The 14675-nt window shown below is 65.2% G+C and carries 13 protein-coding genes; 7 read left to right on the top strand and 6 right to left on the bottom strand.

Annotated elements, in window-relative coordinates; translation table 11 throughout:
* Positions 1-53: 53 nt before the first annotated feature.
* The 5 genes from Q1V43_RS12435 to Q1V43_RS12415 all read left to right on the top strand — a co-directional run bounded on the left by Q1V43_RS12435 (position 54) and on the right by Q1V43_RS12415 (position 4644).
* Positions 54-1064, top strand: coding sequence for an Hsp33 family molecular chaperone HslO (locus Q1V43_RS12435; RefSeq protein ID WP_300518401.1), 1011 nt, complete (start codon positions 54-56; stop codon positions 1062-1064).
* Entirely contained in the window at positions 1057-1650 is a 594-nt protein-coding gene (locus Q1V43_RS12430) for a CoA pyrophosphatase (RefSeq protein WP_300518399.1), read from the top strand. The genes Q1V43_RS12435 and Q1V43_RS12430 overlap by 8 nt, the downstream gene beginning before the upstream one ends.
* Entirely contained in the window at positions 1647-2804 is a 1158-nt protein-coding gene (locus tag Q1V43_RS12425; RefSeq protein WP_300518396.1) for a CCA tRNA nucleotidyltransferase, read from the top strand. Before Q1V43_RS12430 ends, Q1V43_RS12425 begins: the two co-directional genes overlap by 4 nt.
* On the top strand, positions 2801-4015 hold the full coding sequence (locus Q1V43_RS12420) for a class I SAM-dependent RNA methyltransferase (RefSeq protein ID WP_300518393.1): 1215 nt from the start codon (positions 2801-2803) through the stop codon (positions 4013-4015). Before Q1V43_RS12425 ends, Q1V43_RS12420 begins: the two co-directional genes overlap by 4 nt.
* Positions 4016-4095: 80 nt before the next feature.
* Entirely contained in the window at positions 4096-4644 is a 549-nt protein-coding gene (locus tag Q1V43_RS12415) for a L,D-transpeptidase family protein (RefSeq protein ID WP_300518390.1), read from the top strand.
* Here the strand turns inward: Q1V43_RS12415 and Q1V43_RS12410 are convergent.
* Positions 4629-5171: a CAP domain-containing protein gene (locus Q1V43_RS12410; protein ID WP_300518387.1), complete on the bottom strand. Its 543-nt coding sequence runs from the start codon at positions 5169-5171 to the stop codon at positions 4629-4631. The two genes, Q1V43_RS12415 and Q1V43_RS12410, sit on opposite strands and share 16 nt — an antisense overlap.
* Before the next feature lie 170 nt (positions 5172-5341).
* On the opposite strand from Q1V43_RS12410, the gene Q1V43_RS12405 reads away from it, so the two are divergent.
* Positions 5342-5944, top strand: a complete 603-nt coding sequence (locus Q1V43_RS12405) for a L,D-transpeptidase (protein ID WP_300518384.1) — start codon at positions 5342-5344, stop codon at positions 5942-5944.
* A 116-nt stretch (positions 5945-6060) separates the two neighbouring features.
* Positions 6061-6246: a hypothetical protein gene (locus Q1V43_RS12400; RefSeq protein WP_300518381.1), complete on the top strand. Its 186-nt coding sequence runs from the start codon at positions 6061-6063 to the stop codon at positions 6244-6246.
* A gap of 94 nt (positions 6247-6340) precedes the next feature.
* Here Q1V43_RS12400 and trxA read toward each other — a convergent pair whose 3' ends face one another.
* From trxA to Q1V43_RS12375, 5 genes are read right to left on the bottom strand one after another with little or no spacing between them, the layout of a single operon-like run.
* Positions 6341-6661 (bottom strand): thioredoxin, encoded by a 321-nt coding sequence (gene trxA, locus Q1V43_RS12395; RefSeq protein WP_300518378.1) that lies wholly within the window; start codon positions 6659-6661, stop codon positions 6341-6343.
* Between the two features lie 36 nt (positions 6662-6697).
* Positions 6698-10060, bottom strand: a complete 3363-nt coding sequence (gene addA / locus Q1V43_RS12390) for a double-strand break repair helicase AddA (protein WP_300518375.1) — start codon at positions 10058-10060, stop codon at positions 6698-6700.
* Positions 10057-12987, bottom strand: coding sequence for a double-strand break repair protein AddB (gene addB, locus Q1V43_RS12385; RefSeq protein WP_300518373.1), 2931 nt, complete (start codon positions 12985-12987; stop codon positions 10057-10059). The genes addA and addB overlap by 4 nt, the downstream gene beginning before the upstream one ends.
* Positions 12980-13654 carry a nucleotidyltransferase family protein gene (locus tag Q1V43_RS12380; RefSeq protein ID WP_300518370.1) on the bottom strand — a complete coding sequence of 225 codons (675 nt, stop codon included), beginning with the start codon at positions 13652-13654 and terminating at the stop codon, positions 12980-12982. Before Q1V43_RS12380 ends, addB begins: the two co-directional genes overlap by 8 nt.
* On the bottom strand, positions 13630-14652 hold the full coding sequence (locus tag Q1V43_RS12375) for a phosphotransferase (protein WP_300518367.1): 1023 nt from the start codon (positions 14650-14652) through the stop codon (positions 13630-13632). Before Q1V43_RS12375 ends, Q1V43_RS12380 begins: the two co-directional genes overlap by 25 nt.
* Positions 14653-14675: the final 23 nt, after the last annotated feature.

Here is a 14675-nt window from a genome sequence, read left to right as displayed (position 1 = left end):
GCCGCACCTACATAGACGCGGTATGCCAAGCTGAACGCCAATAGGAAACCCTCATGAGCCTCGGAGCCAAAATCGCCTGGGATGATACCATCCTGCCCTTTCAACTGGACAAGTCCGACGTACGCGGCCGGGTTCTGCGCCTGGACGGGGTGCTGGATCAGGTCCTGGCCCAGCACGACTACCCCCCGGCGATCGAAAACCTGGTTGCCGAAGCCGCGATGCTGACCGCCATGATCGGTCAGACCATCAAGCTGCGCTGGAAGCTGTCCCTGCAGGTGCGCGGCAAGGGCGCCGCCCGTCTGATCGCCACCGACTATTATGCCCCCGAGAAGGAAGGTGAGCCGGGCCGCATCCGCGCCTATGCCTCCTATGACGAGGAGCGGCTGGATCCGAACGCCCCCGGTTTCGACCAGATCGGTGAAGGGTATCTGGCGATCCTGATCCACCAGGGCGGCGAGACGAAACCCTATACCGGCATGACCCCGATCGCGGGGGCCAGCCTGGCTGATTGCGCCAAGGCCTATTTCGCACAGTCCGAACAGCTGCCGACCCGGTTCCAGCTGACCTTTGGCCGCTCGATGTTGCCTGGCGGTGACGAAAGCTGGCGTGCGGGTGGCGTGATGCTGCAACAAATGCCCAAGGCCTCGCCGCTGATGGAGCAGGGCGAGGAAAACGGACCCAATGACGAGGGCATCATCCGTGCCGTCGACATGCTGTCGGAGGATGAATACGAGAACTGGAACCGCGCCAACATCCTTCTGGATTCGGTCGAGGAAATGGAGCTGGTCGGTCCGACCGTACAGCCCACCCAGCTGCTTCTGCGCCTGTTCCACGAGGAAGCGCCGCGTGTCTTTGACCCGCAACGGATTGAGTTCGGCTGCACCTGTTCGGAAGAGCGCGTGCGTACCTCGATGTCGATCTATTCGGCCAAGGACATCGGGCACATGACGACCGATGAGGGCATCGTCACCGCCGACTGCCAGTTCTGCGGTGCGCATTACGAATTCGACCCCAAGACGCTGGGGTTCGAGGCTACGGAGTCCGGGGCAGCACAGGATGACTGACCTTTTCGCCCCGATCCGCGCGGCGTTGGCTCCCGAGGGGGCCAGCTCGTCGGATTTCGACCTCAACCCCGGGGTCAAGCTGCCGCCAAATCGCAAATTGCGACCGGCGGCGGTGCTGATCCCGGTGATCGAGGTCCGGGGCAACCTGCAGGTCATTCTGACCAAGCGCAGCTCGGTTCTGAAACACCATCCCGGGCAGATCGCCTTTCCCGGCGGCAAGCTGGATGGTGCGGAAACCGTGGAACAGGCTGCCCTGCGCGAGGCGCGCGAGGAAATCGGCCTGGATCCGGCAAACGTGGATGTTCTGGGAAGGCTGCCCTTCCACGAGACCGTGACCAGTTTCACCGTTACCCCCGTTCTGGGACGGGTTAGAGACGAATTTGACGCCACCCCGGAACCGGGAGAGGTGGCCGAGGTGTTCCGTGTGCCCTTCTCACATGTTTCGGATCCCGCGCGGTTCGCGGTCGAAGGGCGCATGTGGCAGGGCACGAAACGGCACTATTACATCGTGCCCTGGGGGCCTTACTACATCTGGGGCGCCACGGCCCGCATGCTCCGCGCGCTTGCGGACCGGGTGCAGGGATGACCCGCATCACCGATGACTGGCTGACCGGCCCCGCCGCGCAGGCGGTCTGCGCGATGCTGACCGACGCCGGCTTCCAGGCGCTGTTCGTCGGCGGATGCGTGCGCAATACGCTGCTGGACGTGCCGATCTCGGATATCGACATTTCGACCGATGCAACCCCGGACCAGGTGATCGAAGCGGCGCGCCAGGCCGGGTTCAAATCGGTGCCGACCGGCTATGACCACGGCACGGTGACGGTTGTGGTGGACCACGAACCCTTCGAGATCACCACGTTCCGAAAGGATGTGGAAACCGACGGGCGCCGCGCGGTGGTGGCCTTCGCCAAAACTGCCGAAGAGGACGCGCATCGGCGTGATTTCACCATGAACGCGCTTTATGCCCGGCCGGATGGGGCGATCGTCGATCCTCTGGGAGGGCTTGCCGATCTGCGCGCCCGCTACCTGCGCTTTATCGACAATCCCGAGGACCGCATTCGCGAGGACTATCTGCGCATCCTGCGGTTTTTCCGGTTCCACGCGCATTACGGCAATCCCGAGGGCGGATTGGATGCCGAGGGCCTGGCGGCGGTCGCCGCGAATTCTGCCGGATTAGAGACACTTTCGAACGAGCGCGTCGGGTCCGAAATGCGCAAGCTGCTGTCGGCGCCGGACCCGTCGCAATCGGTGGCCTCGATGGTGCAGACCGGGGTTCTGGCCCATGTTCTGCCGGGGGCGGAGGCGCGGTTCCTGCCAGTTCTGGTGCATCTGGAAGGCCAGGCCGGCCTGACGCCGAATGCCATGCGGCGTCTGACCTGCCTGGGAGGCGATGGGCTGAAGGACCGGTTGCGCCTGTCCAATGGAGAAGTCAGGACACTGGATCACCTGCACGAGGCTCTGGCCGGGACGGCAGGGGACGCGGAGCTCGCCTATCGTCTGGGGGACGGGCTGGCCCGCGACGTGGCCCTGTTGCGGGCAGCCATGACGGATGGGCAGATGCCCCGCGGGCTGAATCAGAGGCTGACTCTGGGAAACGGGGCGCGCGGCAGGTTCCCTGTTTCGGCGCAGGATCTGATGCCCGCCTTTCAGGGGGCGGCGCTGGGCGCGCGGTTGAAGACGTTGGAGGCGCGCTGGATCGCCTCGGACTTTGCCCTGACGAAAGAGGAGCTTCTGGCATGACCCAGGTCACGATTGCCCGGCTGGGCCACAGGGGCGACGGCATTGCCGATGGGCCGATCTTTGTCCCACGCACCCTGCCCGGGGAGGTCGTTGAGGGGGAGCTGGACGGCGACCGCATCGCCGCGCCAAAGATCGTCACGCCCAGCCCGCACCGGGTAAAGGCGCCCTGTCGCCACGTGAACAGCTGCGGTGGCTGTGCGCTGCAGCATGCGTCGGATGAATTTGTCGCCGGTTGGAAGGTGAACGTGGTGCGCGAGGCACTGGCTGCCCGTGGAATCGAGGCGAATTTGGCCGGGATAGAGACCTCTGCGCCGCGAACCCGCCGCCGCGCCACCCTGTCCGTGCGGCGCACCAAGAAAGGGGCCTTGGTCGGGTTCCACGCGCCGAAATCGGATGTGATTACCGAAGTGCCGGAGTGCCACCTGCTGCACCCCGACCTGATTGCCACCTTTCCGACCCTGCGAGACCTGGCCGCGCTGGGCGGCTCGCGCAAGGGCGAGATGAGCGTGACGGTCACGCGCTCCGACGCGGGGCCGGATGTGTCCGTGCGCGACGGCAAGCCGCTGGACCGCGCGCTGGAAACCGCGCTGGGGCAGCTGGCCGGTCAACAGGGTTTGGCGCGCCTGACCTGGAATGGCGAGGTGATCGCGACGATGGTGCCGCCCTCGCAGCTGTTTGGCCGGGTGCGGGTCACGCCTCCGCCGGGGGCTTTCCTGCAGGCCACACAGGCGGGCGAGGCGGCCCTGCTTGCCACCGTGCTGGACGCGGTAGACGGTGCGAAATCCGTGGTCGACCTTTTCGCGGGCAGCGGCACGTTCAGCCTGCCGGTCGCGGAGCACGCCCATGTGCACGCAGTCGAGGGGATCGATGCGATGATGACGGCGCTGGACGCCGGATGGCGGCACGCCGAAGGGTTGCACCGGGTCACGACGGAAACCCGCGACCTGTTCCGCCGCCCGCTTCTGCCCGATGAGCTGAACCGCTTTGACGCTGCGGTGATCGACCCGCCCCGCGCGGGGGCCGAGGCACAGGTCGAGGAGATCGCGGCAAGCAACCTGACCCGCGTCGCCATGGTCTCCTGCAACCCCGTGAGTTTCGCCAGGGACGCCGGGATCCTGATCCGTGCCGGGTTCACTCTGGGCGCGGTCAAAGTGGTCGACCAGTTCCGCTGGTCCACCCATGTCGAGATTGCAGCCGGGCTGACTCGCTGAAAAACAACCTGAGCGGCCCGGGGCTTTCGGGATCGGGCGGTTTCGTGTATGACATCGGAAAACACGAGGCAGCAGTGCTCATGCGTTATATCATGACGATCCTAGCGGCGGTCGGGGTGATGGCCCTGTCTTCCTGCGCCAAGCCGCGTTCGAAATTCCTGCAGTATGATGGGCCGGAAGTGACCCGGATCGCCGTGTTCAAGGACACGCGGACCATGTATCTGATGAATGGAAACGTGGCGCTGAAGAGCTACTCGGTCGATCTTGGCTTTGCGCCGGAGGGACACAAGCAGTTCGAAGGGGACGGGCGCACGCCCGAGGGTCGGTATTTCATCAACCGTCGCAACCCGGAAAGCAGCTTTCACCTGAGCCTGGGGATTTCCTACCCGAACAATGTCGACCGGGACTACGCCCAGGCGCAGGGCCGCAGCCCGGGCGGGGATATCTTCATCCACGGCGGGCCGCGCCGACAGGATCCGAAGGGGCCCGACTGGACGGCGGGTTGCATCTCGGTCTCGGACGAAGCGATCGAGGTGATCTATTCCATGGTCAGGAACGGTACGCCGGTGGACATCTATCCGGTAAACCTGCCGGCACCAACCGCGTCCGGGGGTCAGCTGGAGGGCTGATCCACACCCACCGGGGCGCTGCCCATCAGGAGCGTCCACCAGATCTTGCCGTTTGATTCCTGATACCAGGCAAAGCCCATGTTCACGGCCTGCGGGTTCAGGATCACGTCGCGCGTATCTGCCTGCTCCATCCAGGCGGACAGGGTTTGCAGCTCGGTTTCATAGGTTTCCGAGATGTTCTCGCCAAGCATGATGCCCGTATAGCCCACGCGCGCCACCCGATCGAGCGGCGACGACCCGTCAGAGCCGAAATGCCAGGGCCGGTTCTGCACCGACATGTCGCGGGAGTGGGTGGCCGCGGCAGCGTTCAGCTTGCTGTCCAGCTGGACCGGCCCGGCCCCCGCCGCCGCGCGCAGTTCGTTGACGCTGTCGAGCATGCGGAACTGGATCGTCGATTTCGACCCGGCACCGATGCGGTAGGGGCGCGGCAACGGTTTCCCGTCCGCGCCTATCGTCTGCACATCGGCAACTTCGCAGCCCGCCAATGCCAGTACGGAGACAAACAGAATCGCGACCAGACGTTTCATAAGCATTTCACCTCAACCGGAAATTATCCCGCCACATCTATAGGTTTGAACTGTGTCAATCAAACCCGTCAGGCCCCCTTTCGGCAGATTGATGCTTGTTTGATTTGCGACTGAGGCATTTGGGCAATATAGAATATGAGAATTGAATTCAGTCGAACTGGAGCCGTGCCATGTCGCAGGATCGTGAAAACAAGCTCAATCGCCGCGCCTTTCTGAGCTCCACCATGGCCGCCACCGGCATGATGGCCGCGCCGGCATTCGCCCAGAATGAAGCCTCCACCACCGAAATGGAGGAAGAGCCGGAAATCGTGCGGCGCAATATCTCGTCCTTCCGGTCGCTGCAATGGCAGCCGTATTTCGAAAACCTGCGCAAGGGGGCGATCCTTGTCGATACGACCTCGCGCGTACTGCACTACTGGAGTGAGGACGAGAGTATCTACAAGCTCTACCCGACCTCCGTGCCGCTGACCGAGGAAATGACCCGCCGGGGCCGGACCCGAATTGTGCGCAAGGTCGAGGGGCCCAGTTGGGCACCCACCCCGTCGATGAAGATCCGAAATCCCGAATGGCCCGATTTCATCGGTCCCGGCCCGGACAATCCGCTGGGCACGCATGCGCTGTACCTGAGCTGGAAATACTACCGAATCCACGGCACGCAAGACACGCGAAAGATCGGGCGCCAGTCCTCCAATGGCTGCATCGGCCTTTACAACGAAAACATCGCCGAGCTCTTTGCGCTGACCGTGTCCGGCACCCAGGTGTTGCTGATCTGACAACACCGGGCGCAAACTGCGTCATCACTCTTGCCATTCACAACAATTGGCGGTTTCTGACCGTATTACCATCACAAACCGGGGCGCGTTCCGCGCTCCACCCATGGAGAAGTCACATGAAAAAAATCACCCTTGCCGCTCTGGCCGTTGCCGCCGCGACGACTGCCGCCAACGCCGGCGCCCTGGTCGACCCCGTTGTCGAACCCACCGTCATCGTCGAAGAAGCCGCCACCTCCTCGTCGGCTGGCATCGTTATCCCGCTCATGCTGCTGGTCCTGCTGGGTGTGGCCCTCGCCGACTAAGCTTCGGCTTGGTTGCGCAGGCGCGCCAGAAAAAAGAAAACCCCGCTCGACCGAGCGGGGTTTTTTGTATCTTGCGGCTGGATAGGCCGGCGGGTCAGACGCTTTCGTCGATCCAGCCCTGCAGCGCGGCTTTCGGCGCGGCACCGATCTTGTTCGAAATCACCTGACCGTCCTTGAACAGGAACAGCGCCGGGATCGAACGTACGCCCATCTGGGCCGGGGTATTCGGGTTTTCGTCCACGTTGACCTTGACGATCTTGACCTTGCCGGCCAGCTCGTCGGACAGCTCTTCCAGAGCCGGGCCGATCTGTTTGCATGGGCCACACCACTCGGCCCAGAAATCTACGACCACCGGCACATCCGCGTCGCGGACTTCTGCATCAAAGGTGGCGTCGGTGACAGCGACGGTTGCCATTTCATTGCTCCTGCTAATTCGGCGTTGGTCGTGAACCTAGGTATGGTTGCCTGTCCCGTCAAGGCGACCAAATGTGCGCATGACAAGATCGTTGGGCAAGGGCATCAGTTTCGCAACCCGGGTCCAGAGGATCGCCGTCTCGACCGGACGATCGGGGAAGACCTGCGCGAGGGCGGCGTGATAGGCACCCATTTGCCGCAAGAGCCCCTCGGGTGTTTGCTCCGGCCGGTCGGGGACCAGGGTGTTTGTCTTGAAATCCACGGCCAATACGCGGTCGGGCGTGACCACCAGCCGGTCGATCGCGCCGTGCAGGCGCTTGTCGCCAACGGGGGCGGTCAGTTCGACCTCGGCCAGGGCATCCGGCGCAAAGAGCGGTGCAAGATCCGGCGCCTTGAGCACAGCGGTGACTTCGGCCAACAGCACGGGCAAGTCGGCCGGCGTGGCGGCCAGCTCGCCGGTGCCCAGCAGGCGCGCGGCCAGATCCGGCCAGTCGGCCTCAGGATAAAGCGGCAGGTGTTCCAGCAGAAGATGTACCTGGCTGCCGCGTGTCATTGCCGCCTCGGTATCCCCGTCGCCAACCGCGCCGGGCAGCACCTTTGCCCCGCCCAGATCGGACGGGGCGAGTATTTCGACGGACTCTGCGGATCGGTGCGGTGCGGGTGTATGGGCCCATTCCGGCAGAGTTAGAGCCTGTTTCGCCACCGTTGTTGCCGCCTCCGGACGCGGTGCCCAGGTGCCGGTCTCGAACCTCTTGCCGGTGCCGGTCGGAAACTCCGCCTTCACGGCGCCGGCCTGATCCAACCCCGCGGCGACAAGCCCGTACCAACTGTCCTCGGCGGTTTTGCCCACCTCCCCGGCGGCGGCAACGATCAGCCACTGTTCGGCCCGCGTCATGGCAACATAAAGCAGCCTTACCCATTCCTCGCGATCGCGCGCGTGGCGTGTGTCCATCACCTCGGCCAGGGCGTCGGGGTGCTGGGTGGCGGGTGGTTTCCACCAGGGATGGCCGCCGACTTCGACAATCTCGTCGCGGTCCTGCGGGTGCGGTTTCGTCGTGTCGGGCAGGTAGACAATTGTCGCCTCCAGCCCTTTCGAGCCATGTACCGTCATCACGCGTACCTGGTTCGAGGCCGAATCGACCTGGCGCTTGATCGTGACCTCTTCGGCTTCCATCCAGATCAGGAAGCCGGTCAGGCTGGGCACCTGCAGCCGCTCATAGGCCAGCGCCTGGGAGAGCAGCGCGTCGATCCCGTCTTCCGCTTCGCTGCCCAGACGGGCCAGCAGGCGGCGGCGGCCATCATGGCGGATCAGCACCCGTTCCAGCAGGTCATAGGGGCGCAGAAAATCCGCCTGATCCCGCAGGTCGCGCAGGATGGCGTGGGTGTCCGCATGTTGCGCGCCACGTTCTTCCAACACCCTCCACAGCGGGAGCTTGCCCCGTCCCTGGGCCAGCGCGTAAAGCTGCGCTTCACTCCAGCCAAACAGCGGTGAGCGCAGGGCGGCGGCAAGCGACAGGTCGTCCTCGGGCGTGGCGAGGAAGGACAGCAGCGCGACCAGATCCTTGACCGCCAGCTCGCCGCCAATGCGCAACAGGTCGGCCCCGGCAATGGGCAGGCCCAGTTCCTTGCAAGCGCTGATGATGGCGAAGAAGAGCGGTGATCGGCGGCGCACCAGGATCATGATATCCTTTGGTTCAATCGGCCGGGTTTCGCCCTTTTCCGACGTGATAGAGCCTGTTTTCAACTTCTCGGCAATGTCTGCGGCAATCGCGCGGGCCAGGGTGGACAGGTGATCCTGCGGATCGGGCCGGTCGACGGGATCGAACCAGTCGCGATCCTCCTTGTGCTCGACTTTTTCAACCACGGGCCATAGATCGACGCGGCCCGGTTTGTCATGAAAGAAAGCGCGATGCAGGAAGCTTTCGCCCAGACCGTCCTGTTTCTCAAGCGTGTGATCGACCAGGCCAAGAACCGCTGGCGACGAGCGGAAAGAGAACTGCAACTGCATCGCCTGGAACGGCTGGCCGATCTGCTGAAGCTCGTCGCGGAACTTGTCCCGCATCCGGGTGAATTCCGCAGGTTCGGCGCCCTGGAAGCTGTAAATAGACTGTTTCGGATCGCCGACAACGAAGATCGTGCGGTCCTCGCCCGATTTCGCCCCCTCGCCGCTGGTAAACTCCGCTGCCAGCCGTTCGATCACCTGCCACTGTGCCGGACTGGTGTCCTGCGCCTCGTCAACCAGGATGTGGTCGATCCCTCCATCCAGCCGGTAGAGCACCCAGGTCGCCACCGCCGGATCGGACAGAAGCGCGCCGGCCTTGCGGATCAGGTCGTCAAAATCAAGCCAGCCAAGGGTCAGTTTTCGGATCTCATACAGGTCGATGAAGCGCTGGGCGAAGCGATGCAACGCAAGCGTTTTTCGGGCAGAATAGAGACTGTTTCGGAGCGGCCGCGCCGCTTCGACCCTGGCCATGAGCCCCTCCAGCCCGGGCATCAGTCCGGCCCCGGCCCCCTCGCGCAGGCCCTTGGTCGGGAAAGAGCCGATCTTGGCGCTGAACGGCTGCTTCGTCTTGGCCCCGGTCAGAAACACGTTTTCCAGGACCGGAAGGTTCTGGACGGTCAGGTTGCCGCCATCGAGTGTACCAAGCTTGGCGGCCGCCGCCTGCTCGGTCTTGGAGCCAGCTGCCAGCAATGGGATCAGAGCTGCCAGCATGGCGCCGTCGCCGGGGGCAAAGGCCTGGTCGGTCAGCCGCGCCTCGTCGTAGTCCGCATCCAGTTCGAACCAGGACCAGACCTCGGCTTGCTCCGCGTCTGAAAACCCGTCGCGATGCCGCACAATCTGGGCGGTCAGGCCGACAAAATCCTCGCCGGTGTAAAAGCGGGCCAGTTCGGCGACAAGGGCGCGGTCGGGTCCATCCGCCATCTCCTCGACCAGCTCGGATTGGAGCAGAGATGCGGCGCGTTCGTCCATCTCGGTAAATTGCGGCGACACCCCGGATTCCAGCGGAAAGCGGCGCAACAGAGACGAGCAGAAACTGTGGATCGTCTGGATCTTCAGCCCGCCCGGCGTCTCGATCGCGCGGGCAAACAGGCGGCGCGCACGGGGCAGATCGGCGGCGCCATCGATGCCCAGATCGACCAGGGCGGCGGTCAGATCGGCATCGCTTTTCATCGCCCAGTCGCCCAGGCGCGCAAACAGGCGGTTCTGCATCTCGGAGGCAGCGGCCTTGGTGTATGTCAGACAAAGGATGTTCTGCGGATTGACCCCGCCCAACAGCAACCGCGCCACCCGGTCGGTCAGAACCCGTGTCTTGCCGGACCCCGCGTTGGCCGCGAGCCAGGTCGAACTGTGCGGGTTGGCGGCATCCACCTGGGCCTGGCTTGCCTCGTTTCGGATCATTGGCCGACCTCCTGCGGGTGGGGTTGCTGGCTGTCGTCCCATTCGCCGGAGCGGGCAAGGTGATCGTGGTCGCCGTCAAAGCGCTGCTTGTGCACGGCCCGGCGCGATGTATAGCCCTGCGCGGGATCCTGATAGGCGCGGATCAGGGCCTCGAATTCCTCGGCGACGGCGGTGATTTCTTCCTGATCCAGTGGAATAGAGACCACTTTCGGCGTGGATCCGAGCCCGATATAGGCGACCTGCGAGACGATGCGCGGACCCAGATCGACAAAGCCGCCCTGTTCGGCGATCACGGCTTCCAGAAGCAGCTGCTTGTCGAAATGTTTCTGCATGTCGGCGGTGGGTGGGTTGCCGGTCTTGTAGTCGTAGATGACCAGTGTGCCGTCGCTGGCCTCGTCGATCCGGTCGGCATAGCCGGTGAGGGTGAAATTCACCGCCTCGAACCGGTGTTCTGCGCGGGCCTCATTGGAGAGGTTGCGGGACCAGGTGCGCCGGTCGGCCTCCTGGGCCAGGAACCAGTCTGCCACACGGTCCAGCTTGGCCAGCCAAAGCGCGCGGGTGGCGGGCCAGGGGGCTTCGTCCTCCAGCACCTCGGCAGCAATGCCCATGAGAGTGTCGCGGTCGTTGTCCCCGGTGCGTTCGTTGACGAACCGCTCCAGCACCGCATGCAACACCGTGCCACGAAGGGGGGCGTCCGGTGTCTGGTGCAGCGATTGCAGCGGGCGCAGGCCCAGGATGCGCTCGGCGTAGATCGCATAGGGATCGCGGATCAGCCTGGCGATCCTCGTGACGCTCAACTGCGTGGGGCGATGGGCCAGAGGCGGGCGCGGAGAAGGGCGTTGTTCGGGCGGGATAGAGACTGTTGGCGCCTCGATTGCCTGAGCGAGAGCCAGCCACTCCGCTCCTCGCGCGCGCATTTCCTGAAGCGCCCGTTTTCCTTCTTCGGACATGCCGGACAGCAGGTTGGTCAGCCGGTTGATCCAGCGGGAGGGCACGGTTTCGCTTTCGGCATCACGAATGGCGCGGGACAGGATGACTTCCCTGGCGCCGATGGCCTGCTGGAAGTCATGTGCAGAAAGGCCGACGCGCCGTTCCGGCAGCAACAGCCCTGCATCATGGCGCATCTTGCGGTTCATCCAGGGATCGGCGGCGGGCATTTCCGGCCAGGTGCCGTCGTTCAGCCCGGCGAGGATGACCAGGTCGGCGCCCTGCATGCGGGCCTCCAACGTGCCCCAGATCATGATGTTCGCATGCGGCGTCACCGCATCGCGCACCATGCCGGTGTTCAGCACGGCCTGGAACAGGTCACGGTAGTCCGACGGGGTGAAGTCGCCGCCGTGTTCGGCCTCGCGCGCCAGCTGTCCGGTCACGCGGAGGGCTTCGTGGCCCGGCTGTTCTTCCCACAGGGTGCCGGGCCCTTCGGTGCCGGGTCCGGCGGACAGTGTTTCGGCGAGGGCAAGGTGGTGGGTAATGTGCTCCGTCAGGCTGCGGGTCGTGACCGTGTCGTGACCGCAGAGCATCTGCCCCACCCAGGCGGCCCAGGCCGGGCGGTCCTCCTTCTTGGCGGCCCAGTGGTCCAGGTCGGCCCGTGTCGGGAAGGGCAGGCCCTGGCGCAGCAACTCCAGCTCCAGGTCGCGGGTGTGGCGCAGATGCTCGCCGCGCGCGCCGCTGCCGGTGTTGGTCAGCGGGTGTTTCAGCAGCGTCAGCAGCGCAGGTGCGGTCAGGCGCTGTCCGAACAGGTCGGCGACATGGCGCAGAAAGCGGCCGGGGGCGGTCAGGGGCAGGGGCCGACCGGCACTGTCATCCGGGGAAATGCCCCAGCGGTCGAGCGCGGCCGTGACTTGCCGGGTCAGCGCCCTGTCGGGGGTGATCAGGGCGGCAGAGCGCCCGTCGTCGGCGGCCTTGCGCAGGGCAGTGGCGATCGCAGTGGCCTCGGCGCGGGGCGAGGGGGCCTCGATCAGGGTCACATTCCGCGTGGCTTCGGTCACGCCCTGAAAGGCCGGACCTTCGACCTGCCACTGGTCGGTCACGGGCGCCGGGCGCAGGGCGAGGGAGACCAGGCGGTTGCGCGTGAGGCTGGGCGGCGGGGTGTCGACCCAGGGGCGGATGTCCCCGGGATGCAGGTTCAAAAGCCGCATCAGATGGGCGTAACGGTATTGCGGATGATCTTCGGCAGAAAGGGCGTCGTCGAGCTGATCCCAGGTGTTTTCAGGCAGGTTAGAGTCGAATCCGGGCAGGATCAGCGCGCCCTGTGGCAGGCGGGAGACGGCCTGCATGAACAGACCCGTGGCGCCACGCGAGCCGGTGGAGCCCGCGACGATCACCGGGTGGTCGGGCGGGGTGTCCGCCCAGCGTTTGGCCAGCCGTTCGATCACCAGTCGCTGCCGGGCCTCGCCGTCCGGGGCCTCGCCGCTGTCGAGGCCAAAGAATCGGTCCACCGCCGAGATGAAGGTCAGGCTGCGGGCCCAGTGGCCGGACTGGTCGGAAATATCCAGCGCGCGGATGGTGTCCGGGGACACGCCTTCGCCCTGCATCTCGTCCATGAGTTTCGCAAGACTGTCGGCCAGGTCGAAAATCGCCGCCCGCGGGGCAAGGTCGGGTTGCGCGTCGAGCAGTTGGGTGATCCAGCCCGCAAGTTCCAGCCGCCGGCGCAGGGGCGAAACGGCTGGAGGGATGTCGGCGGCAACCGGGTCGCGGGCAAGGTCGGTGATCAGGCGGATGCGCGGAAGAAGCCGCGCGGGACCGTTGTCGAACAGGGTGCGGATACGGCGCTGCATCCGGGCGGTGTTGACGTAAAGCTCGACCCGGGCCAGTGCCTCGGGGGGGTGATCTGTGAAACGCGCAATCAGGCCTGAGACCACGGCGGCGGGAAAATCGACGCCGGGATCCTGGGCAAAGACGCGGGGTTTGGGGCTTGGCTCAAACATCGGCGAGCATCGCTTCGGCCACGGCTATGCCTTCGGGGCGTCCGACGTCGCACCAGGCGCCGTCATGGGCGATGCCATAAAGCCGCCCGGCATCGATCATCTGGTTCCACAGGATGTTCAGGGAAAACACGTCATCCTCGATCTTGTGCAGCAATTCGGTTTTTACAATCTGCGCGCCAGAGTAGATCAGGCCGGGGCCGCGGGAAAGGTGGCCGTTCGGTCCCACAAGGAAATCGCCCCGGCCCACGTGGCCGCGCGCGTTCTCGCGCGGGATCAGCATCAGCAGTGCGTCCATCCGGTCGGGCTGCCAGGCGTTGGCCAATACGTCAAGCGGGTTTGACCCGATCCAGACCGCGTCGGAGTTCAGGGTAAAGACGGGGCCCTCGCCCAACAGAGGCAGGGCGGCCCGCAACCCGCCTCCGGTCTCGAGGATCCGGGGTTCATGGGACAGGGCCACGCCCCTGGGTGCCAGGTGAGCTTCGAGCTGCTCGGGCAGGTAATGTGTATTGGCCACCACGGTCAGACCCTCGGTCAGGTCCAGCGCATGGTCGATCAGAGGGCGGCCCGCCACCGGGATCAACGGTTTCGGCGTGTTGGCGGTCAGCGCCCCCATGCGCGTGCCGAACCCGGCGGCGAAAAGCATTACAGCGTCGGGATGGTGCCGCATTTGTCCCTCAGGATTTGCAGGTTGGCTTGTGTCGGTTCAGGCAGGGCGCAGAGATCGCGCAGCCCGGCAAGATCCGGGTGTTCGAGGTCGCGTTGCAACAGGTTCCAGACCCGCGGGATCAGGTCGACATATTGCGGTTTTCCGAAATGCAGCGACAGGCGGGCAAAAACACCGAGGATGCGCAGGTTGCGCTGGGCGGCGCAGGTGGCCGCCGCGCTGCGGAAACTGTCCGGATCCAGGCGGGTGCGCCGGGCATAGTGGGCGATAAGCCTTTCCGCCAAAGCCGGGTCCACGTCGCGGCGGGCATCCTCGGCCAGGGACATGAGGTCATAGGCGCGATGGCCGGCGCCCGCGTCCTGGAAATCGAGCTGCCCGACCCGCGCGATGCCGTCGCGATCCGGTAGCCAGAGCAGGTTTTCGGCGTGATAGTCGCGCTGGACCAGCACCCGCCCCCCGGGTGGAACCACCTCAAGAACAGTCTCTGTTTCAGCCAAAAACGCCGCCTTGTCGGCCTCGCTCGCCCTGGTTCCCGTAGCGCCGGGGGCGTACCAGTCCAGCGCCAGCGCGGCAAGGCGCGCCATCATCGGCGGATCGTAGTTTGCCAGATCCGGCGGCGGCTGACGGTGCAGCATGACCAGCAGATCAGTCGCCGCAGCATAGAGCGTCTGCTCCATTTCCGGACGTTCAGGGATCAGCCGGGCAAAGAGGTCATCGCCCAGATCCTCCAGCAGCAAGAAACCCCGCTCTGTATCGGCGGCAAGGATCGCGGGCGCGCTCAGCCCGATGCCCCGCAGGTAGCCGGTGATCCGGACGAAGGGGCGCACATCCTCGCCCGCCTCGGGCGGCGCGTCCATCAATACGGCGCTGGCGCCTGTGGCCGGGCTCTTCAGCCGGATGTAGCGGCGGTTCGGGGCGTCGCCGGCGATCGCCTGCCGGCGGGCGCCGCCCCAGCCGGCATCCGCAAGAAACGCGTCGGCAAGGCGGGTGCGCTCATCCACCGGAAAGCTCCTTCAGCAGCGGT

This window comes from Aliiroseovarius sp. (genome assembly GCF_030148435.1).
Taxonomy (GTDB): Bacteria; Pseudomonadota; Alphaproteobacteria; order Rhodobacterales; family Rhodobacteraceae; genus JASBTN01.
The sequence above is the reverse complement of the archived record's forward strand: the minus strand, read 5'-3'. Positions and strand labels throughout refer to the sequence as shown.